Raw genomic sequence first — 20,128 nt, 5'->3', positions numbered from 1 at the left:
ATGGACGAGGTCCACCTGGACGAGGTCCGCTGGGAACGGATGTTCCCCGATCAGCTGGAGCGCCGCTTCGCCGAGGTGCCGGTGCTGTACCTGACCTACGGCCTGTGCGAGCCGCACGGGCCGCACAACGCGGTCGGACTCGACGCCTTGAAGGCGCATGGCATCGCCTGCGCCGCGGCCCGGCGCGGCGGCGGCATCGTCGCGCCGCCGGACTACTGGCACATCCACGAGGTCGGCGATTATGCCATCTGGTCGCGCGCCCATGTCGGCGAGGTGGCGCGCGACTGGCTGACGGCGCTGCCGCCCTGGCATCATTTCAAGAACATCTGCTACCAGCTGCGCGCCGCCGACCGGATCGGCTTCAAGGCGGTGATCCTGCTGACCGGCCATTACGGCCAGAACTACCGCGACCTGAAGACCATGGTCGGGCTGGTGCAGCCCTTCATCGGCGCCCGGCTGCTGTCGCTGCCGGATTTCGAGGCCGACCGCGAGGGCATCGACGGGCAGGGGCCGTCGCGCGGCGACCATGCCGGGCGGATCGAGACCTCGCAGCTCTGGGCGGTCGAGCCGGACTGCGTCGACAGCTCGCGCCTGCCGCCGGCGGGCGCGCTCGGGCCGCATTTCGCCATGGGGCCCGACGCGGCGCAGTCCAGCCGGCGCGACGGCGAGGCGATGGTGGCGCGCCAGGCGGCGTGGCTGGCCGACCGGGCGAAGGAGCTGCTGGCCGCCCATGACGAGGCCCGGCCCGCTGCCCGGCTGCTCGGCTTCCGCGATGTCGAGCGGCTGTGGGAGTCGGTGGTGGCGCCGGCCCTGCCGGGCTTCCTGACCATGCAGCGCGACGGCACCGGCCAAGGCCGGACGGTGCCGCCGGACAGCCGCTGGCACCTGAACTGGCTGGCGGCGGAGGAAGGCTGAGGCCGGCACCGCAACTTCCGGGTTGTCCGCCGGGGCCGGTGGCGGGACAGTGGCGGCATGAACGCCCATCCCGCCGATGATCTGGCCGAGGACGAGCCGCGCCATGAGGCGGTCGCGCGGGCCATCGCCTTGCTGGTGGAGCGCCGCGACGACCCGCCGGACCTGGCGACGCTGGCGGCCGAGGCCGGGCTGCACCCGCATCATTTCCAGCGGGTGTTCTCGCGCTGGGTCGGGATCAGCCCGAAGCGCTTCGCCCAGTATCTGCGGCTGGACCATGCCCGAAGGTTGCTCAGCGCCCCGACCAGCCTGCTCGACGCCGCCCTCGACACCGGCCTGTCCGGGCCGTCGCGGCTGCACGACCTGTTCGTGACCTGCGAGGCGATGACTCCGGGCGACTGGAAGGCACGCGGCGCCGGTCTCGTCATCCGCTGGGGCCTGCACTCCAGCCCGTTCGGCCGATGCATCGTCGGCGTCACCGACCGCGGCGTGTGCTGGTTCAGCTTCGTCACCGGCGATGAAGGCGCAGCCGTGGCCGAATTCGCCGGCGAATGGCCGGGGGCGGAGCTGGTGCGCGACCAGGCGGCCACCGCCGCGGTGGCGGCGCGGATGTTCGCGCCGGTCGCGGCCCCGGACACCCCGCCGCTGCCGGTGCTGCTGCGCGGCACCAACTTCCAGGTCAAGGTGTGGGAGGCGCTGCTGTCGATCCCGCCCGGCCGGGTGGCGAGTTACGGTGACGTCGCCGCCGCGATCGGCCGGCCGACTGCCAGCCGCGCGGTGGGCGGCGCGGTCGGGTCCAACCCGGTCTCGGTGCTGATCCCCTGCCACCGCGTGATCCGGGCCAGCGGCATCCTCCACAATTACCGCTGGGGCTCCAGCAAGAAGCAGGCCCTGCTGGCCTGGGAGGCCGGGCTGACCGACGCGGCGGCGGCCTGAGGGATTGCCGCCGGCAGCACCCGTGCTAGCCTCCCCGAAACCGATAATGGGGGAAGCGCATGGCGATCGTCACCGAGGCCTTGATCCGCGACTATGCGGCACGCGACGGGCTGGGGCTGGCCGAATGGGTGCGCAGCGGCGCCGTCTCGGCGGCCGAGCTGGCCGAGACCGCGATCACCGTGATCGATCGGCTGAACCCGCGGCTCAACGCCGTCACCCGCAAGGCCTACGACATCGGCCGTGACCTGGCGGCGCGGGCGCCGGCCGACGGGCCCTTTGCCGGGGTGCCGTTCCTGATGAAGGATCTCGCTTCGCAATGGCAGGGCGTGCCGGCGACCTGGAGCTGCCCCTATTTCAAGGACCTGCCGGCGCCGAGCGACAGCGAGCTGACGCGGCGGATCAAGCGCGCGGGGCTGGTCCCGCTCGGCCGCACCAACGTGCCGGAGGGCGGCTGGTGCATCTCGACCGAGCCGAAGCTGTACGGCCGCACCCACAATCCCTGGCGCGAGGACGTCACCCCCGGCGGCTCCAGCGGCGGGTCGGCCGCGGCCGTGGCGGCGCGGATGGTGCCGCTGGCCGAGGCCAGCGACGGCGCCGGCTCGATCCGGGTGCCGGCCGCGAATTGCGGCCTGGTCGGGCTGAAGCCGTCGCGCGGCCGCATCACCTTCGCCCCGGATGCGGTCGATATCTGGTATGGCGGCGTGTACATGCTCTGCGTCTCCCGCACGGTGCGGGACACCGCCGCCTATCTCGACGCCGTGGCCGGCGGCACGCCCGGCGACCCCTACACCCCGCAGTCGCCGGCGGAAGGCTGGGCCGCCGCGGCACGGCAGCCCGCCCGGGGCCTGCACATCGGCGTCGTGACGCGGGCGCCGGATGGCGGCCCGGTCCACCCCGAGGTGACGGCGGCGGTGCGCGGCACGGCGCGGCGGCTGGAGAGCCTGGGCCACACCGTCGAGGAGCACGCTCTCGATTTCGACGCTCGGCGCGCCTGGGCGGTCTACACCGACATGCTGGCGGTCGAGACGGCGGCGCTGTTCGCGGCGCTGGAGCCGCTGGTCGGCCGGCCGGTGACGCCGGCGGAGGTCGAGCCGCTGACCTGGGCCGCGATCGAGCGCGGCCGGTCGATCAGCGGCATCCGGCATGCCAATGATGTCGAAGCGCTGCGCCAGTTTGCCCGCGGCCTGGTCGGGCAGCTGCTGCCCTTCGACGCCGTCCTGACACCGACCCTGACCCAGCCGCCGCGGCCCTTCGGCCATTGGGACATGAGCATGACCGACTACGACGCCTATAACGCGCTGTGGTCGGACGCGGTGTTCATGTTCCCGTTCAACCTGTCCGGCCTGCCGGCGATGTCGCTGCCGATGCATTGGACGCCGGACGGGCTGCCGGTCGGGGTGCAGCTGGTCGGCCGCACCGGCGACGAGGCGACGCTGCTGCGCCTGGCGACCCAGCTGGAGACGGCGCAGCCCTGGATCGACCGCCGGCCGCCGGTCTGCGTGTGAGGCCTCAGCTCAGCCCGAGCACGTCGTTCATCGAATAGAGGCCGGGCGCGCGGCCGCGGCCCCACAGGGCGGCTTTCAGCGCGCCGCGGGCGAAGATGCCGCGGTCGGTCGCCCTGTGCGCCAGCTCGATGCGCTCGCCGGCCCCGGCCAGGATCACCGCATGCTCGCCGACCACGTCGCCGCCGCGCAGCGTGGCGAAGCCGATGGCGCCCTCCGCGCGCTTGCCGTCGCGGTCGATCGCCTTGACCGCGTCGAAGTCGACGCCACGGCCCTCGGCGGCGGCGCGGCCCAACAGGATGGCGGTGCCGGAGGGGGCGTCGATCTTGTGGCGGTGGTGCATCTCCACCACCTCGAGGTCCCATCCGGCATCGAGCGCGCGGGCGGCCTGGCGCACCAGCGCCGCCAGCAGGTTCACGCCCAGGCTCATATTGTAGGACTGGACGATCGGGGTGTGGCGCGCGGCCCGGCCTAAGGCCGCGAGATCCTCGGCCGAGAAGCCGGTGGTGCCGACGACATGCACCGCCTTGCCCTGCGCCGCCAGCGCGGCGAAGCGGACTGAGGCCGCGGGCCGGGTGAAGTCGATCACCGCATCGGCGGTGGCGAAGAGCGGCACCGGGTCGTCGGAGACGGCGACACCGCAGGCCGCCCGGCCGGCCAGCAGCCCGGCATCCTGGCCGATCGCGGCGCTGCCCTCGTTGCCGACCACGCCGTGCAGCGCCACCGAGCCATCGGTCGTGTCCAGCACGGCCTGGATCAGCATCCGGCCCATCCGGCCGGCGGCGCCGGTGATACCGATCCTGACGGGGCCCTCGACGGGGCGGGGGGTGTCGCCGGCGGTCATGGGGAGGGTCCTCTGATGGTCCGGGCATCCAAGTTGGATGCCTCGGCTCTTTGCGGCCCCTGGATCACCGGGTCAAGCCCGGTGATGACAGATGTGGGAGATGGCGACGCCATTCGCGCCGCTACTCCTTGAAGAACTCTTTCACCTTGGCGAAGAAGCCCTGGCTCTCGGGGCTGGTGCCGCCGCCGCCTTCGCGCTCGAACTCCTCGAGCAGCTCGCGCTGGCGCTTGCTCAGATTGACCGGGGTCTCGACCTGCAGCTCGACATACATGTCGCCGCGGCCGGCCGAGCGCAGCACCGACATGCCCTTGCCGCGCAGGCGGAAGCGGGCGCCGGACTGGGTGCCTGCCGGCACCGTGATCTTGGCCCGGCCGCCGTCGATCGCCGGGATCTCGATCGGGCCGCCCAGCGCCGCCGTGCTCATCGGGATCGGCGCCTTGCAGAACAGGTCTGCCCCGTCGCGCTGGAACAGCGCGTGCGGCCGCACCGACAGGAAGATGTACAGGTCGCCCGGCGGCGCGCCGCGCATGCCGCTCTCGCCCTCGTTCGACAGGCGGATGCGGGTGCCGTCGTCCACCCCCGGCGGGATGTCGACCTTCAGCGTCTTGTCCTTGCGCACGCGGCCGGAGCCGCTGCAGTTCCGGCACGGATTCTTGATCACCCGGCCCTGGCCGCCGCAGCCGGGGCAGGTGCGCTCGACCGTAAAGAAGCCCTGGGAGGCGCGGACGCGGCCGGCGCCGCCGCAGGTCGGGCAGGTCACCGGCTGACTGCCGGGCTCGGCGCCCGAGCCGTCGCAGACCTCGCAGCCGACCGAGGACGGCACCTTGACCGTGGCCTGCTTGCCGAGGAACGCCTCCTCCAGCGTGATCTCGAGGTTGAAGCGGACGTCGGAGCCGCGCCCCGCCTGGGCGCGCTGGCCGCCGCGGCGGCCGCCCATGAAGTCGCCGAACATCTCCTCGAAGATGTCGGCGAAGCCGCCGGAGAAGTCGGCCCCGCCGGGGCCGCGCGGCCCGGCGCCGCCGTCGAAGGCGGCGTGGCCGAAGCGGTCATAGGCGGCGCGCTTCTGCTCGTCCTTCAGGACGTCGTAGGCTTCGTTGATTTCCTTGAACTTGTGCTCGGCGGCGTGGTCGCCCGGGTTGCGGTCCGGGTGATACTGCATCGCCAGCTTGCGATAGGCCTTCTTGATCTCGTCCGCGCCGGCGCCGCGCGCGACCCCCAGAAGATCGTAAAAATCCTGCTTCGCCATGAAGTTCCTCGTGCCGAACCGGGAGAGCCTCGGGCGGCCCCGGCCCGGATGAAAACCGCCCCCGCGCGGCCCGTCACGGACCCTCGCGGGGGCGGTGTCTGCCCCTTATCGACGTATCGTGGTCATCCGACCGCGGTCACGCCGACTTCTTCTTCTTGTCGTCGTCGACTTCCTCGAAATCGGCATCGACCACGCCGTCATCCGGCTTCGCCGAAGCCTGCTCGCCGCCCTCCGGCGCCGCGCCCGACTCCTGGCTGGCCTTGTACATGGCCTCGCCGATCTTCATCGCCGCCTGGGCCAGGGCCTCGGTCTTGGCCTTGATCTGGTCGGCATCGTCGCTCGACAGCACCGCCTTCAGGTCGGCGATCGCGCTCTCGACCGCCGCCTTGTCGGCCGCGTCGACCTTGTCGCCGAACTCGGCCAGCTGCTTCTCGGTCGAATGCACCAGGGCATCGCCGTGGTTGCGGGCCTCGACCGCCTCGCGGCGCTTCTTGTCGCCGGCGGCGTTGGCTTCCGCGTCCTTGACCATCTTGTCGATGTCGGTGTCGGACAGGCCGCCCGAGGCCTGGATGCGGATCGCCTGCTCCTTGCCGGTCGCCTTGTCCTTGGCGCTGACATTGACCAGGCCGTTGGCGTCGATGTCGAAGGTGACCTCGACCTGCGGCATGCCGCGCGGGGCCGGCGGGATGCCGACCAGGTCGAACTGGCCGAGGATCTTGTTGTCGGCCGCCATCTCGCGCTCGCCCTGGAACACGCGGATGGTCACCGCGGTCTGGTTGTCCTCGGCGGTCGAGAAGGTCTGGCTCTTCTTGGTCGGGATCGTGGTGTTGCGCTCGATCAGCCGGGTGAAGACGCCGCCCAGCGTCTCGATGCCCAGCGACAGCGGGGTGACGTCGAGCAGCAGCACGTCCTTGACCTCGCCGCGCAGCACGCCGCCCTGGATCGCGGCGCCGACGGCGACGACCTCATCCGGGTTGACGCCGCGATGCGGCTCCTTGCCGAAGAACTGCTTCACCGTCTCGATGACCTTGGGCATGCGGGTCATGCCGCCGACCAGGATCACCTCGTCGATCTCGCTGGCCTTCAGCCCGGCATCCTTCAGCGCGGCGCGGCACGGCTCGACCGTGCGCTGGATCAGGTCGTCGACCAGCGCCTCGAGCTTGGCCCGGGTCAGCTTGATGGTCAGGTGCTTCGGGCCGGACGCGTCGGCGGTGATGAAGGGCAGGTTCACCTCGGTCTGAACCGAGGAGGACAGCTCGATCTTCGCCTTCTCGGCCGCTTCCTTCAGGCGCTGCAGGGCCAGCTTGTCGCGGCGCAGGTCGATGCCCTGCTCCTTTTTGAACTCCTCGGCCAGGTAGTCGATGATCTTGGCGTCGAAATCCTCACCGCCCAGGAAGGTGTCGCCGTTGGTCGACTTCACCTCGAACACGCCGTCGCCGATCTCCAGCACCGAGATGTCGAAGGTGCCGCCGCCGAGGTCGTAGACCGCGATCGTGCCGCTGGCCTTCTTGTCCAGGCCATAGGCCAGGGCGGCCGCCGTCGGCTCGTTGATGATGCGCAGCACCTCGAGCCCGGCGATCTTGCCGGCATCCTTGGTGGCCTGGCGCTGGCTGTCGTTGAAATAGGCCGGAACGGTGATGACGGCCTGCGTCACCTTCTCGCCCAGGAACGACTCGGCCGTCTCCTTCATCTTCATCAGGGTGAAGGCGGAAATCTGGCTCGGGGCGTATTTCTGGCCGCGCGACTCGACCCAGGCATCGCCATTGTCGCCGGACACGATCTGGTACGGGACCAGGCCCTTGTCCTTCTGGGTCATCGGGTCGTCGTAGCGGCGACCGATCAGGCGCTTGACCGCGAAGATGGTGTTTTCGGGATTGGTCACCGCCTGGCGCTTCGCCGCCTGGCCGACCAGACGCTCACCCGATTCGGTAAACGCGACGATCGACGGCGTGGTGCGCGCGCCTTCCGCGTTCTCGATCACCCGGCCCTGTGACCCATCCATGATGGCGACGCAGGAATTGGTCGTGCCGAGGTCGATACCGATGACTTTGCTCATCTCTTCCTCATTCCTTCAGCAGGTCGCGGCTGGCCCTCGGTGAGGCACCGCCGGGACCCCCAATGTTTCCATGCCGCCCACGGGGCGGCTCTTGCTTCACCGGTCATATAGGCGGGGCGTCCTCGCGCTGCAACGTGGAGTCTGCAGGATTGTGACGGCCCGGGACGGCTGTGGCCGCCGCGTCACGCCCGGCCCAAATCACGGCCGGCCCAAATCACGCCCGACGGGGTGCGCCCAGGACGAGGCCGGCCAGGAAGCCGCCGATATGCGCCTGCCAGGCGATCTGGGCGTCAACCCCGATGAAGCCGCCGCCCATCAGCGCGAACAGGGCGTTGGCGATGATGGTGAAGCCGATCAGGTTCAGGGCCAGGCGCCGCCCCGCCGGATCGTGCCGCGTCAGCGCCAGCCGGCAGAAGGCGGCGATGCAGCCCGACACCGCGCCGGAAGCGCCGATCAGCGGGGCGCCGCTGCCCCAGCTCGCGGCGACCTGCACCAGCGCCGCGGCCACGGTCGTGCCCAGCAGCAGCACGGTGTAGCGGCGCAGGCCATAATGCCGCTCGCAGACGCTGCCGAAGGCCAGGAAGAAGCCGAGATTGGCGATCAGGTGGATCGGCTCGATATGCACCAGCGCGTAGAACACCAGCGAGGCGACCACCGTCAGCATGTCGAGCGGCGGCAGCTGGTCGAGGTCGGCGAAGGCGGCGGGATAGACCGCCATCCGGCTCGCCACCGGATAGGCGACATCCGGCAGCAGGTGCAGCGCGGCGAAGATCGCGATCATCACGCCGCTCAGCCACAGCGTGATCGGCGGGACGTTGAAGATCGGCTGGCGCGGCATGGCCCCTCGGGCGCTCGGAGACGGGTCCCGCCTCTTACAGGAGTGCCGGACGGATCGGAAGCCCGCGATCCGTCACGCGGGGCCCAGGATCTCCGCCCGTGCCGCCCGGGTCAGCTTGGCCAGAACCAGGCGGTGCGCCTCGCGCAGATAGGCCTGCAGGTCGTCGGCCGGCAGGGCGTCGAGCGCCGCGGCCACCCATTTGGCTCGGGCCAGATAGGGCGCCGGGCGGATGCCGGGCTGCTCGACCAGCAGGATGTAGGAGAACTCCGATGCCTTGAACCAGGCCTCGGGCGCGCCGCGCGACATCCCGGCCAGGATGGTGAAGATCTTGCCGCCGACCTTGAACACGTGGGCGCCGCCCCATTGCACGCTCAAGGCCGCGCCGGGCAGGGTCAGGCAGAATTCCTCGACCGACGGGGGCGTCATGTCGCGTCCCGCGCCGGGCGGTCAGTGGCCGTGGCGGTTGGCCTTGCGGACGAAGCGGCGGCCGCAATAGTTGCAGACCACCTCGTGCTCATGCCCGATCGGGTAGTAGACCATCGGGTGGCCCAGCGGCGCGCCGCCGCCGTCGCATCCGACGGTCTCGACATCGCGGTCGACCTCGATCACATCGGAGGGCTGAAGGGCGGCGGGCTGCATGGCTGGGGGTTCCTGGCGGCAAGGGCATGTCGGGCGATGATTGCCCGGATTCCGGCCGGATGATACCCATGGCGCCCGGCCGATCAACTGTTTCACGTGCAACCCATGAACGCCGCGCCGCCGCCGAACGCCGCACCCGAGAGCGCCATCCGGCTGCGCGGGCTGACCAAGACCTACCGCGGGCGCAACAAGCAGCCGGACAAGCTGGCCCTGCACCCGATCGACCTCGACATCCCCGCGGGCTCGATCTTCGGCCTGCTCGGGCCGAACGGCGCCGGCAAGTCGACGCTGATCAACATCCTGGCCGGACTGGTCACCAAGACCGCGGGCGACGCCTGGATCTGGGGCTTCGACATCGGCCGGGCGACGCGCCAGGCGCGGGCCGCGATCGGCGTGGTGCCGCAGGAGCTGAACATCGACCCGTTCTTCACCCCGCGCGAGCTCTTGGACCTGCAGGCCGGGCTGTACGGCGTGCCGAAGAAGGAGCGGATCACCGCGGAGCTGCTGGCGGCGGTCGGGCTGGCCGACAAGGCCGACGCCTATGCCCGGACCCTGTCCGGCGGCATGCGGCGGCGGCTGATGGTGGCCAAGGCGATGGTGCATTCACCGCCGGTGCTGGTGCTGGACGAGCCGACTGCCGGCGTCGACATCGAGCTCAGGCGCAGCCTGTGGGCCCATGTCCGGGCGCTGAACCGGGCCGGCACCACCATCGTCCTGACCACGCATTACCTGGAGGAGGCGGAGGAGCTGTGCGACCGGATCGCGATCATCGATCACGGCCGCATCGTCGCCTGCGACAGCACCGCCAACCTCTTGTCCAGCGTCGACAGCAAGACCCTGGTGGTGAGCCTGAGCGAGCCCCTGGACGCGCTGCCGCCGGCCCTGGCCGCGCGCGGCATGGAGCTGGCGGGCGCGGCCCGGCTGGTGGTGCGCTACCGGCCCAGCGAGACCCGGCTGGGCGACCTCTTGACCCTGATGGACCAGGCCGGCGTGCGCATCGCCGACCTGACCACCGAGGAGACCGACCTGGAGGACATCTTCCTGCAGCTGACCGGCGAGGGCGCCGCCGCGGCAAGGAGGGCGGCGGGGGAGTAGGCGCGAGCGTCGAGGCCACCCCCTCACCCTCCCGCCGCCTTCGGCGTCGGGGCCCCCGTCTCCCCGAGGAGAGGGAAGGAGAGCCGGCCCCTATACCTCTCCTTGGGGAGAGGTCGAAATCGCGTCAGCGATTTCGGGTGAGGGGGTGGCCCCGGCCTCTCCTTCCGCGCTCTACTGCGCCGCCTGGGCCGAGGCGAGCTGGCGGGAGACCAACTGGGCGTAGAGGCCGCCGCGGGCCAGGAGCGCCGCATGGGTGCCGGTCTCGGCCACCCGGCCCTCGTCCAGCACCACGATCAGGTCAGCGTCGCGCACGGTCGACAGCCGGTGGGCGATGACGATGGTGGTGCGGTCGGCCTGCAGCCGGTCCAGCGCCCGGCGCACCGCCTGCTCGTTCACCGTGTCGAGATGCGAGGTCGCCTCGTCCAGGATCAGCACCGAGGCGTTCTTCAGGAAGGCGCGGGCGATGGCGACGCGCTGGCGCTGGCCGCCGGACAGGGCGGTGCCGCGCTCGCCCACCGGCGAGCCGAGCCCCTCGGGCAGGGTCTCGACCAGCTCGGCCAGCGAGGCGTGGCCGATCGCCGCCGCCAGCTCCGCCTCGCTCGCCTCCGGCCGGGCGATCAGGATGTTGGCGCGCAGCGTGTCGTTGAACAGGTAGGTGTCCTGGGCCACCAGGGCGATGCGCCGGCGCAGGTCGTCGAGGGCATAGTCCCGCAGATCGGCGCCGTTCAGGGTGATCCGGCCCTCATCCGTGTCCCAGAACCGCATCAGCAGCTGCGCTGTGGTGGTCTTGCCGGCGCCGGAGGTGCCGACCAGCGCCACCGTCTTGCCTGCCGGGATCTCGACCGTCACCCCGGCCAAGGCGCGCCGGCCCTGGCCCGGATAGGTGAAGCCGACGCCCTGCAGCGCCAGCGCCGCCGGTCCCGCATGGTCCGGTACGCCCGGGCCGTCGACGACCGGCACCGGCTCGGCCTTCAGGCCGTAGATGCGGCGGGTGGCGCCCAGCGTGTCGGCCAGCTGGCGGCCGACCTGCGCGATCTCCGACACCGGCAGGAAGGCGGCCATGGCCAGGATGGTCAGGAGCGGCAGCAGGCCGGGGTCGATGGCGCCATGGGTCGACAGCGCGGCGCCGGTCACCACCACGGCCAGGCCGCCCAGGCCGGTCAGGATCTCCAGCAGGCTCTGCTGCCGGGTGAGCTCGGCGAAGAAGGGCAGGCGCAGCCTGATGAAACGCTGCGACAGCGCGTCCAGCCGGTCGCCCCGTGCGCCCTCCTGCTGGAAGGCGACGATCTCGCCCAGACCCTGCACCGAGTCGACGGCGAAGGCGCCGAGCTCGCCGGCCGCCTCCCGCGACTCGGAGCCGAGCGTGTCGACCCGGCGGCGCATCAGGAACGGGCTGACGGCAACCGCCAGCAGGAAGGGCAGCAGCGCCAGCGCGATCCACGGGCTGGCCCAGACCAGCACCGCCAGCACCGCGGCCGGCACCAGCACGGCGACGAAGGCCGGCGCCACGGTGTGGGCGAAGAAGTATTCCACCAGCTCGATGTCGTGGGTGACCAGCGCCATCAGGTCGCCGGTGCGCCGCCGCACCAGATAGGCCGGGGCCAGGGCGTCGAGCTTGCGGAACACGTCCGAGCGCATGTCGGCCAGCAGGCGGAAGGCCATGTCGTGGGCGATCCAGGATTCCAGCCAGTGCAGCACGCCGGACAGCGGCGCCACCACGGCCAGGGCCCAGAGCAGGGCGCCATAGGGCTCGCCGTTCTTCAGCGCCAGCAGCACCAGCGCGCTCAGCACGCCGACGCCGATGAAGGTGACGACGCGCAGCACGCCGAAGGCGAAGGTCAGGGCCAGCTTGCCCTTCCAGGGCATGGCCAGCTTCATCAACTCGGCCACCAGCCGGCCCCAGCCCAGCCCCTCGGCCTTGAGGATGCCCTCGGTCTCCGACTTGGCTGCGGTGGCCGGCGCGGTCGACGCCGACTCGACGGTGCGGGCGGCGACCGGTGCATCGATGATCATGCCGGCGGCCGATTCGCGCGCCTGCTCGGCCATCAGCCCGGCATAGACGCCGCCCTGCTGCATCAGCGCCGCATGGGGGCCGCTCTCGACCACCCGGCCGCGGTCCAGCACCAGGATGCGGTCACAGCCGATCACGCTCGACAGGCGGTGCGCCAGCACCAGCGTGGTGCGGCCCTGCATCAGCCGGTCCAGCGCCTCCTGGATCACCGCTTCGTTCTCGGCGTCAACGGCGGACAGCGCCTCGTCCAACACCAGGATCGGGGTGTCGCGCAGCAGCGCCCGGGCGATGGCGACGCGCTGGCGCTGGCCGCCGGACAGCTTCACGCCCTTCTCGCCGACCACGGTGCGATAGCCCTGCGGCAGCGACTGGACGAAGCCGTGGATGTTGGCGGCGCGGGCGGCGGCCTCGACCTCCGCCTCGGTCGCCCCCGGCCGGCCCATGCGGATGTTTTCCTCGACCGTGCCGTGGAACAGGAAGGTGTCCTGGTTCACCACCGAGATCATCGACCGGATCTGGGCGAAGGACAGGCCGCGCAGGTCGTGCCCGCCCAGGCGGATGGTCCCGGCCTCCGGGTCGTAGAAGCGCAGCAGCAGGCGCACGATCGACGACTTGCCGCCGCCGGACGGGCCGACCAGGCCGATCCGCTCGCCGGCCTTCGCCTCGAAGCTCAGCGCCTCATGGATGGTGCGGCGGGTGCCGGGGTAGCGGAAGCGCACGCCGTCGAAGGCGATGGTCGGGGCCAACGGCCGGGCCAGCGCCGCCGGGGCCGCATCCGCCACCTCCGGCGTGTCGTCCAGCACCTGGTAGATGCCCTGGGCCGCGGACAGGCCGACCATGCCCTGGTGCAGCACCGACCGCAGCTCGCGCATCGGCCGGAAGATCTCGACCCCCAGCATCAGGATGACCAGCAGCGCCGACAGCGCCATGGCGCCGGAGTCGACCCGCCAGGCGCCCAGCGCCAGGGCCGCGGCGGCGCCGCTGGCGATGGCGCTGTCGGTGATGCCGCGGGCCAGCACGTTGCTGCCCAGCACCCGCATGGTGCTGCGGAACACGGATTGCGCCTTGGTCTTCAGCGTCGTGGCCCGCGCGCCGCTCTGGCCGAAGGCCTTCAGCGTCGCCAGGCCCTGGACCGAATCGAGGAACTCGGCGGCGAAATCGGCATAGACCTGGCGCAGCTGCAGCGAGCTGCCGGTTTCGCGCCGGTGCCACAGCGCCGGGCCGAACAGGGCGATCAGGGCGAAGCCCAGCATCACCGCCGCCACCGGCAGGTCGACGAAGGCAATGGCGGCGAAGATCAGGATCGGCGTCAGCAGCGCGATCAGGAACTGCGGCAGGAACTGGCCGAAATAGACCTCCAGCTGCTCGACCCCGTCGATCAGCGACAGGGTCAGCGCGCCGGAGCGGCGGCGGGCCACGGTGCCGGGCCCCAGCGCCGCGATCCGGTCGAAGATGCTGCGGCGCAGCCGGGCCTGGACGCGCGAGGCGGTCTCGTGCGCCACCATCACCCTTCCATATTCGGCGACGCCGCGCAGCACCATGATTCCGGCGATCACGACGATGGACGGGACCAGCTCGGCCAGGGGCCGGCCGGCGAAGACCTGGCCGATCAGCCAGCCCAGCAGCGCCAGCCGGGCGACGCCGAGCGCGACCGAAATCAGGCCGATCGCCACCGCCCAGGCGATGCGGGCGCGGACCCCTTGAGTGAACTGCCACAGGCGCGGTTCGAAATGCATCACGCATTCCCTCTGATGAAAGGATGCCGCCGGTCGCCTGTCGTCGGATGGGTCGGGCCGGCCCCGACCTGACGATAATGTGAACGTTGGTGAACGGAATTCGACAAATTCGAGGATCAGCTGTACGTTTCTGTTCAGGCATATTGGTGCGGAGAAGCTGGCCATGGCCGCCGATTGGGACGATCTGCGCGTGTTCTTGACCCTGGCGCGCGAGGGCAACCTGACCGCGGCGGCCCGGCGGCTGCAGGTCAGCCATCCGACCGTGGCGCGGCGGGTGCGCAGCCTGGAGGAGTCGATCGGCGCCCGGCTGTTCGACCGGCTGCCCGACCGTTTCGTGCTGACCGCGGCCGGCGAGGAGCTGCTGGCCGACACCGAGGCGATGGAGCGCGCCGCCGAATCGATCCAGCGCCGCAGCGCCGGGCTCGGCGACACCGCGCATGGCACGGTGCGGGTCTCGGCCGGCGAGGCGATGACCGGCTTCCTGGCCGACCACCTGCCGCGGCTGCGGCGCGGCCTGCAATGCATCGAGATCGAGCTGGCGGCCAGCCACATGCTGGCCAACCTGTCGCGGCGCGAGGCCGACCTGCTGATCCGCGAGCAGGTGCCGGACGTGTCGAGCCTGGTGGCGCGGCGGTTGGGCCGGGCGGAATACGCGATCTATGCCGGCCGCGGCCGCGAGGTCTCCGACACGACGCCGGAGGGGCTGCGCCGCCAGACCTGGGCCGGCTTCGACGAGGAGCATACTTACATGCCGGGCCAGGCCTGGGTGGCGGAGCTGTTGCAGGGCGCCCGGCCGGCGGTGCGGGTCAACAACTGGCTGGTGCTGCAGCATGTGGTGCGCAGCGGCGAGGCCGTCGGCCTGCTGCCCTGCTATGCCGGCGATCCCGATCCCGGCCTGCGCCGGCTGGGGCCGGTGGTGGAGGAGGTCGGGGTCGACCAGTGGCTGCTGGTGCATCGCGACCTGCGGGCCCTGTCGCGGGTGCGCCGGGTGATGGATTCCCTGGTCGCCCTGTTCCGTGAACGGCGCGACGTGCTGGAGGGCCGGCTGCCGCAGGAGGTCGCGGCGCCTTGATCCGGCCGCCGTCGGCGGGTGAAATGGGGCCATGCTGGTGAGCGACAGATCCGCGATGACCGCAAATCTTAGTCCCCCCTCCCCTTGCCCCCGTCCCGCAAGGGGAGGGGGGACAGGAAAAGTCAAAGTCGCCGCCCGCCTCCTCTCCTGCCTCGCCCTCCTCCTGGTCGCCGCCTGCGGGGCGATGGTCCAGCCGATGGGCAACTCGAACGGACCGCCGGGGCTGGAGGCCAAGGCGGTGATCGCGGCCGACGGCTACCGCCTGCCGCTGCGGCACTGGGGGCCGGTGGACAAGCCGCGTGCGGTGGTGCTGGCGCTGCACGGCTTCAACGAATACGGCCGGGCCTTCGACGACCCGGCCAGATTCTGGGGCCAGCTCGGCATCGCCACCTACGCCTATGACCAGCGCGGCTTCGGCGACACCGCCGGGCGCGGCATCTGGCCGGGGGCGGAGACGCTGGCCGCCGACGCCGCCGCGGCGCTGCGCCTCCTGGAAGCGCGCTATCCGGGCGTGCCGGTCTATCTGCTGGGTGAAAGCATGGGCGGCGCCGTCGCCATTCTGGCCGCGACCGGGCCGGACCATCCGCCGATGGCCGGGCTGATCCTGTCAGCTCCGGCCACCTGGGGCCGGCAGAGCATGGACGCCATCCCGCGGGTGGCGCTGTGGCTGACCCGCCGGCTGATCCCGGCGATGACCTTCACCGGGCGCAGCCTCGGCGTCCAGGCCAGCGACAACGTGCCGATGCTGATCGCGCTCGGCCGCGACCCGCTCTACATCCGGGCGACCCGGGTCGACACGATCGACGGGCTGGTCGACGTGATGGGCCGCGCCTCGGACGCCGCGCCGGAGATCCCGGGGCCGACCCTGGTGCTGCTGGGCGAGCACGAGCAGGTGCTGGCGCCGGCTTCGGTCAACCTGCTGCTGCGCCGCCTGCCGCGCCGGCCGGACCTGGTCGTCGCCTCCTACAGCCGCGGCTGGCACTGGCTGCTGCGTGATCTCGGCCGGCGCACGCCGCAGCGCGACGTCGCCGACTGGATGCTGCATCCCGGGCCTGGCCTGCCTTCAGGCGCGGATCTGCGTGGGCAGGCCCGGCGGGCCCTGGCCGACGGCGCGGTTCTTGGATCCGACCAGCAGGCGTCGGGCGGGCCCTGAGCTACTCGGCGGCGGCCTCGGCCGGCAGCGGCAGGCGCACCGGGCTGAACACCTCCTGCTCCTCCGACACGCCGCGCAGGCTGAACCGGCCCATCGGCTCGGTCTCCACCCCGGCGGCGCGGCGGAAGGGCTCGGTCATCAGCGGCCGGCGGCCGGTGATGCGGCACAGCGCCTCGACCCGGCTGGCCAGGTTGACCGCCGGGCCGATCACGGTGAAGTCCAGCCGGTCGGCGGCGCCGATATTGCCGTACATCACCTCGCCGATATGCAGCGACAGGCCGTAGTCGAGCGCCGGCCGGCCCTCCTCGACCCGCTTCGCATTCAGCGCGGCCATGCCGTGCTCGGCCACCGCGGCGGCGGTCAGGGCCTTGGTCGCGGCGTCCTGCACGCCCTGCTCCTCGTCCACCGGGAAGATCGCCAGCATGGCGTCGCCGATGAACTTCAGGATCTCGCCGCCGGATTCCTGCACCGCTGCGGCCATCGTCTCGAAATAGCTGTCGAGCGAGGCGACGATCTCCTCGCGCCCGACCTTCTCGCTCATCGCCGTGAAGTCGCGCAGGTCGCAGTACCAGATCGCGGCGTGCAGCGATTCCGACATGCCGCGGCGGATCTGGCCGTTCAGGATGCGGGCGCCGGCGTCGTGGCCGACATAGGTGTCGAGCAGGTCGACCGCGGTGGCGCGCAGCGTGTGGATCTCGATCAGCCGGGTCAGGATCGGCATCAGCCGGTCGACCTTGGCCAGCGCCTCGTCGCTGAACCCGTCCTCCTCCCGCGTGGTGAAGGAAATGGCGGAGCGGCGGCCGCTGGTGAAGGCGAGGCCGAACAGGGCGTAATCGGTCATCCCCTCGTCGCGGAATTCCTCCAGCACCGGGAAGTCGAGCTGCGCCTTCGGGCCGGCCAGGCGGCGGCGCAGGGCCTCCGCCCCCTCCTCGATCACCACATGAATCGGGCTCTGCTGGTATTCGGGCGAGTTCCGGTTCTCCCACAGGCCGCGGCGGCGCTCGATCGCGCCGGTGCCGCGCCAGATATAGGCCGTGCCGAAATAGAGCGGGTGGAGGGCCGGGATGATGGCCAGGCCGCGCGCGACCGGAACATCGTCGGCGACCAGGCGGTTGCAGAATTCCTCGAGCAGCTGGCCGGTGTCGCGGATGGTCGGTGCTTCATAGAGCAGCCAGTCCAGCGTGGGTGAGCCGGTACAGCTCGTCATCGGATTGTCTTTCTCGATCACGACGCCCATGGTCCGCCCCTCGCAGCACAGCCTCCATCATCTAGGGGCAGGACGTCCAGATTTCGAGTCAGGTCGTTACCGATGAAAGGAAAACCTGCCTTGCGCGGCGGGCCGGAGCGGGAAACGACATCGCCTCAGCCCCACAGCGCCGGCTCCGGCGGGTAGACCGTGGCGCCATCATAGCGCAGCGCAGGATCGTAATCCTGGGCCAGCAGCAACGGCCCGTCCAGATCCACAATCTCCGCCCCCTGGGCCAGCAGCATCCCCGGCGCCATGGCCAGGGAGGACGCGACCATGCAGCCGACCATCACGGCGAAGCCACGCTCGCGCGCTGCGGCACGCAGCCGCAGCGCCTCGGTCAGGCCGCCGGTCTTGTCCAGCTTGATGTTCACCATCGCATACTTGCCGGCGCAGTGCTCCAGGCTGGCGGTGTCGTGGCAGCTCTCATCGGCGCAGAGCGGGATCGGGCTGTCGAAGCCCAGCAGCGCATCGTCCTCCGACGCCTTCAGCGGCTGCTCGATCACCTCGACGCCGAGCGCTGCGAAGGCTGGGCCGAAGCGTTCGAGATGGCCGATCGACCATGCCTCGTTGGCGTCGACCACCAGCCGGCTGGCGGGCGCGTAGGCGCGCACCGCCTGCACCCGCTCCAGGTCGCCGTCGCCGGTCAGCTTCAGCTTCAACAGCGGCCGGTGCGCCGATTGCCGCGCCGCCTCGCCCATCTTCTCCACCGTGTCCAGGCTCAGCGTGTAGACGGTGGTGACAGGGCCGGGCTCGGGGATGCCCGCGATGGCCCAGGCCGGCACGCCGGCCAGCTTGGCCTCCAGGTCCCATAGGGCGCAGTCGACCGCGTTGCGCGCCGCGCCCGGCGGCAGCAGCACCTCCAGCCCGGGCCGGTCGGCGCCGTCGGCGATCGCCTGGGCCACGCTCTCGATCTGGGCCGTCACGCTCTCCAGGCTCTCGCCGTAGCGGGCATAGGGCGTGCATTCGCCGCGGCCGACCGCGCCGCCGGCGGCGATCTCGGCGATCAGCGTCCGCGCCTCGGTGCGGCTGCCGCGCGAGATGGTGAAGGCGCCGCGGATCGGCCACACCGCCTCGCGCACCGAAAGCCGCCGGCCGGTCATTCGGCGGCCACCGGCATCGGCAGCCGGTTGACGATGGCGGCGACGCCGGTGCGCACCGGGTCGACCGCCGGCAGGCCGAAGCGGTCCTCCGCCTCGTTCAGCGCCCGTTCCGCCGCCTGCGGGTCCAGCGCCGAGGTGTTGAAGGCCAGCCCCACCACCTTGGCGTCCGGGTTGGTCAGCCGGGCGCAGCGCTCGTTCAGCGCGATGCAGTCGGCCAGGTCGGGCAGCGGGAAGTTCGGCAGGCCGCGCATATGCGGCCGCCCGGGCTCGTGGCACATCACCAACGCCTCGGCCTGGGCGCCGTGCAGCAGGCCCAGCGACACGCCGGCATAGGAGGCGTGAAACAGCGACCCCTGGCCCTCGATCAGATCCCAATGGTCGGTCTCGGCCTCCGGGGCCAGCCATTCGGTGGCGCCGGAGATGAAGTCGGCCACCACGGCGTCGACCGAGACGCCGCCGCCGGCGATCAGGATGCCGGTCTGGCCGGTGGCGCGGAAATCCGCCTTCAGGCCGCGGGCCTTCATCTCGCGCTCCAGCGCCAGCGAGGTGAACATCTTGCCGACCGAGCAGTCGGTGCCGACGGTCAGCAGCCTCCGGCCGCGGCGCGGCATGCCGCTGGCGACGTCGAAGTCGCGGTCCGGGTGGCGCACGTCGAACAGGCTGCGGCCCAGGGCCTTGGCGCGCTGCGCCACCGCCGGCAGGTCGCTGATGCGGTTGTGCAGGCCCGACGCGATGTCCATGCCGAGCTCCAGCGCCCGCAACATGGTGTCCTGCCAAGCCTCGGAGATCCGGCCGCCGCGGTTGGCGACGCCGATGATCAGCGTCTGCGCGCCCTTGGCCGCGGCCTCCTCCAGCGTCAGGTCGGGCAGGCCGCAGGTGGCGCGGCAGCCGTCCAGCCGCAACTGGCCGACGCAGACCTCGCGGCGCCACTGCGCCACGCCATAGGCGGTCTTGGCGGCGAGCTGGTCGGGGGCATCCCCCAGGAACAGCAGATAGGGACGCCTGATATCCACGATGCGGGCTCCTCACCAACGGTCGCCGCGAGTGTAGCGGGAATCCGGGGTCAGGCCAGGACCGCGGCTTCGGGATGTCATAACCGGCGGTGAGGGTCCGCGCGGTCAGTTCTGGTCCTGTTGCTGCCGCTTGTCCGGCGGCGGCAGTGGGCGCCGGGCCGGCGGAGGCGGCGGCCGGTGCTGGGCTTGAGGCTGCACGTGGGCCTGCGGCTGGGTGATGCGCGGCGCCGGGTGCGGCGCGGCGGCGGCGTTGTGTGGTGGCTGCTGCACCGGGGGGCGGGCGATCGCCGGACGCTGCGCCACCGCCGGCGGGCGCACCGCGGCCGTGGGCTGCGGCGTCGGATGCCCGGCGAGCGGCTGTACTGGCGGCCGGGCGGGAGCACTGGCTGGCGCGTTCGCAGGTCGCTGGCCGCGCTCCGCCAGCGGCGGATGGCCGGGCTGTGCCGCCGGGGCGGCCTGGGCCGCGGCCGGGCCGCTCGGCGCCTGAGGTCCGCGCTGAGTGCGATCGAGCAGGGGCGGATGCGCCGGCTGGGCCTGGGCGGCACCGGCGGGCGGCTTGGCGGTCGGCGCCACCGGGGTCTGTCCGGCGGCCTGGGCCGGCGCGGCAGGACTGTGCTGGCCGGGCGTGGGCAGCGGCGGATGGCTCTGCTCGGTGGGGGCTGCGGCCGCGCGATCGATCGGCTTAGCCGGCTGGCTCAGCGCCGGCGGGTGCGGCCGGTTCGGGTC

The 20,128-nt window shown here is 71.8% G+C and carries 16 protein-coding genes and 1 pseudogene; 6 read left to right on the top strand and 11 right to left on the bottom strand.

What is annotated here, in order from left to right:
* From FFK22_RS32175 to FFK22_RS32165, 3 genes are read left to right on the top strand one after another with little or no spacing between them, the layout of a single operon-like run.
* Positions 1–915, top strand: a complete 915-nt coding sequence (locus tag FFK22_RS32175; protein WP_138885715.1) for a creatininase family protein — start codon at positions 1–3, stop codon at positions 913–915.
* A 57-nt stretch (positions 916–972) separates the two neighbouring features.
* A complete protein-coding gene (locus tag FFK22_RS32170) occupies positions 973–1,848 on the top strand; it encodes a bifunctional transcriptional activator/DNA repair enzyme AdaA (RefSeq protein WP_138885714.1) in 876 nt (291 codons plus the stop codon).
* A 59-nt stretch (positions 1,849–1,907) separates the two neighbouring features.
* Positions 1,908–3,353 (top strand): amidase, encoded by a 1,446-nt coding sequence (locus FFK22_RS32165; RefSeq protein ID WP_138885713.1) that lies wholly within the window; start codon positions 1,908–1,910, stop codon positions 3,351–3,353.
* A 4-nt stretch (positions 3,354–3,357) separates the two neighbouring features.
* Here FFK22_RS32165 and dapB read toward each other — a convergent pair whose 3' ends face one another.
* The 6 genes from dapB to FFK22_RS32135 form a co-directional block, all read right to left on the bottom strand.
* Entirely contained in the window at positions 3,358–4,194 is an 837-nt protein-coding gene (dapB, locus tag FFK22_RS32160; RefSeq protein ID WP_138885712.1) for a 4-hydroxy-tetrahydrodipicolinate reductase, read from the bottom strand.
* A gap of 121 nt (positions 4,195–4,315) precedes the next feature.
* Positions 4,316–5,440 (bottom strand): molecular chaperone DnaJ, encoded by a 1,125-nt coding sequence (gene dnaJ / locus FFK22_RS32155; protein ID WP_138885711.1) that lies wholly within the window; start codon positions 5,438–5,440, stop codon positions 4,316–4,318.
* 136 nt (positions 5,441–5,576) lie between these two features.
* Positions 5,577–7,496, bottom strand: coding sequence for a molecular chaperone DnaK (gene dnaK, locus FFK22_RS32150; RefSeq protein WP_138885710.1), 1,920 nt, complete (start codon positions 7,494–7,496; stop codon positions 5,577–5,579).
* A gap of 214 nt (positions 7,497–7,710) precedes the next feature.
* Entirely contained in the window at positions 7,711–8,334 is a 624-nt protein-coding gene (locus FFK22_RS32145) for a rhomboid family intramembrane serine protease (protein ID WP_138885709.1), read from the bottom strand.
* A 72-nt stretch (positions 8,335–8,406) separates the two neighbouring features.
* Entirely contained in the window at positions 8,407–8,760 is a 354-nt protein-coding gene (locus tag FFK22_RS32140) for an MmcQ/YjbR family DNA-binding protein (protein ID WP_138885708.1), read from the bottom strand.
* A gap of 21 nt (positions 8,761–8,781) precedes the next feature.
* The gene (locus FFK22_RS32135; protein WP_138885707.1) at positions 8,782–8,973 is read right to left on the bottom strand and encodes a zinc-finger domain-containing protein; all 192 of its coding nucleotides are present in this window, start codon (positions 8,971–8,973) and stop codon (positions 8,782–8,784) included.
* 105 nt (positions 8,974–9,078) lie between these two features.
* Here FFK22_RS32135 and FFK22_RS32130 point away from each other — a divergent pair, with 105 nt between their 5' ends.
* Positions 9,079–10,068: an ABC transporter ATP-binding protein gene (locus FFK22_RS32130; RefSeq protein WP_138885706.1), complete on the top strand. Its 990-nt coding sequence runs from the start codon at positions 9,079–9,081 to the stop codon at positions 10,066–10,068.
* A gap of 171 nt (positions 10,069–10,239) precedes the next feature.
* On the opposite strand, the gene FFK22_RS32125 is transcribed toward FFK22_RS32130, so the two are convergent.
* Positions 10,240–13,815 (bottom strand): ABC transporter ATP-binding protein, encoded by a 3,576-nt coding sequence (locus FFK22_RS32125; RefSeq protein WP_138885705.1) that lies wholly within the window; start codon positions 13,813–13,815, stop codon positions 10,240–10,242.
* A 163-nt stretch (positions 13,816–13,978) separates the two neighbouring features.
* Here FFK22_RS32125 and FFK22_RS32120 point away from each other — a divergent pair, with 163 nt between their 5' ends.
* Together FFK22_RS32120 and FFK22_RS32115 are read left to right on the top strand one after the other, a co-directional pair.
* Positions 13,979–14,887 (top strand): LysR family transcriptional regulator, encoded by a 909-nt coding sequence (locus tag FFK22_RS32120; RefSeq protein ID WP_138885704.1) that lies wholly within the window; start codon positions 13,979–13,981, stop codon positions 14,885–14,887.
* Positions 14,888–15,083: 196 nt separating this feature from the next.
* Complete coding sequence (locus tag FFK22_RS32115; protein ID WP_138885703.1) at positions 15,084–16,040, top strand: alpha/beta fold hydrolase; 957 nt, start codon at positions 15,084–15,086, stop codon at positions 16,038–16,040.
* A gap of 1 nt (position 16,041) precedes the next feature.
* On the opposite strand, the gene FFK22_RS32110 is transcribed toward FFK22_RS32115, so the two are convergent.
* The 4 genes and pseudogenes from FFK22_RS32110 to FFK22_RS43345 form a co-directional block, all read right to left on the bottom strand.
* Positions 16,042–17,247, bottom strand: a complete 1,206-nt coding sequence (locus tag FFK22_RS32110) for an adenylate/guanylate cyclase domain-containing protein (RefSeq protein WP_138885702.1) — start codon at positions 17,245–17,247, stop codon at positions 16,042–16,044.
* 155 nt (positions 17,248–17,402) lie between these two features.
* Entirely contained in the window at positions 17,403–18,389 is a 987-nt protein-coding gene (dgcA, locus tag FFK22_RS32105; protein ID WP_138885701.1) for an N-acetyl-D-Glu racemase DgcA, read from the bottom strand.
* The gene (dgcN, locus tag FFK22_RS32100) at positions 18,386–19,402 is read right to left on the bottom strand and encodes an N-acetyltransferase DgcN (RefSeq protein WP_138885700.1); all 1,017 of its coding nucleotides are present in this window, start codon (positions 19,400–19,402) and stop codon (positions 18,386–18,388) included. Before dgcN ends, dgcA begins: the two co-directional genes overlap by 4 nt.
* A gap of 105 nt (positions 19,403–19,507) precedes the next feature.
* A pseudogene (locus tag FFK22_RS43345) lies at positions 19,508–20,128 on the bottom strand (hypothetical protein); the annotation flags it as partial.

This window comes from Mycobacterium sp. KBS0706 (assembly GCF_005938675.2).
In the GTDB taxonomy this organism is placed as follows: Bacteria; Pseudomonadota; Alphaproteobacteria; order DSM-16000; family Inquilinaceae; genus Inquilinus.
The sequence above is the reverse complement of the archived record's forward strand: the minus strand, read 5'-3'. Positions and strand labels throughout refer to the sequence as shown.

Bases quoted from the DNA above. Each gene is read 5' to 3' on its own strand.
- FFK22_RS32140 (WP_138885708.1), bottom strand. From the start codon at position 8,760: ATGACGCCCCCGTCGGTCGAGGAATTCTGCCTGACCCTGCCCGGCGCG.
- FFK22_RS32120 (WP_138885704.1), top strand. From the start codon at position 13,979: ATGGCCGCCGATTGGGACGATCTGCGCGTGTTCTTGACCCTGGCGCGC.
- FFK22_RS32135 (WP_138885707.1), bottom strand. From the start codon at position 8,973: ATGCAGCCCGCCGCCCTTCAGCCCTCCGATGTGATCGAGGTCGACCGC.
- dnaJ (WP_138885711.1), bottom strand. From the start codon at position 5,440: ATGGCGAAGCAGGATTTTTACGATCTTCTGGGGGTCGCGCGCGGCGCC.
- FFK22_RS32145 (WP_138885709.1), bottom strand. From the start codon at position 8,334: ATGCCGCGCCAGCCGATCTTCAACGTCCCGCCGATCACGCTGTGGCTG.
- FFK22_RS32130 (WP_138885706.1), top strand. From the start codon at position 9,079: ATGAACGCCGCGCCGCCGCCGAACGCCGCACCCGAGAGCGCCATCCGG.
- dapB (WP_138885712.1), bottom strand. From the start codon at position 4,194: ATGACCGCCGGCGACACCCCCCGCCCCGTCGAGGGCCCCGTCAGGATC.
- FFK22_RS32125 (WP_138885705.1), bottom strand. From the start codon at position 13,815: ATGCATTTCGAACCGCGCCTGTGGCAGTTCACTCAAGGGGTCCGCGCC.
- dgcA (WP_138885701.1), bottom strand. From the start codon at position 18,389: ATGACCGGCCGGCGGCTTTCGGTGCGCGAGGCGGTGTGGCCGATCCGC.
- FFK22_RS32165 (WP_138885713.1), top strand. From the start codon at position 1,908: ATGGCGATCGTCACCGAGGCCTTGATCCGCGACTATGCGGCACGCGAC.
- FFK22_RS32110 (WP_138885702.1), bottom strand. From the start codon at position 17,247: ATGACGAGCTGTACCGGCTCACCCACGCTGGACTGGCTGCTCTATGAA.
- FFK22_RS32170 (WP_138885714.1), top strand. From the start codon at position 973: ATGAACGCCCATCCCGCCGATGATCTGGCCGAGGACGAGCCGCGCCAT.
- FFK22_RS32115 (WP_138885703.1), top strand. From the start codon at position 15,084: ATGGGCAACTCGAACGGACCGCCGGGGCTGGAGGCCAAGGCGGTGATC.
- dnaK (WP_138885710.1), bottom strand. From the start codon at position 7,496: ATGAGCAAAGTCATCGGTATCGACCTCGGCACGACCAATTCCTGCGTC.
- FFK22_RS32175 (WP_138885715.1), top strand. From the start codon at position 1: ATGGACGAGGTCCACCTGGACGAGGTCCGCTGGGAACGGATGTTCCCC.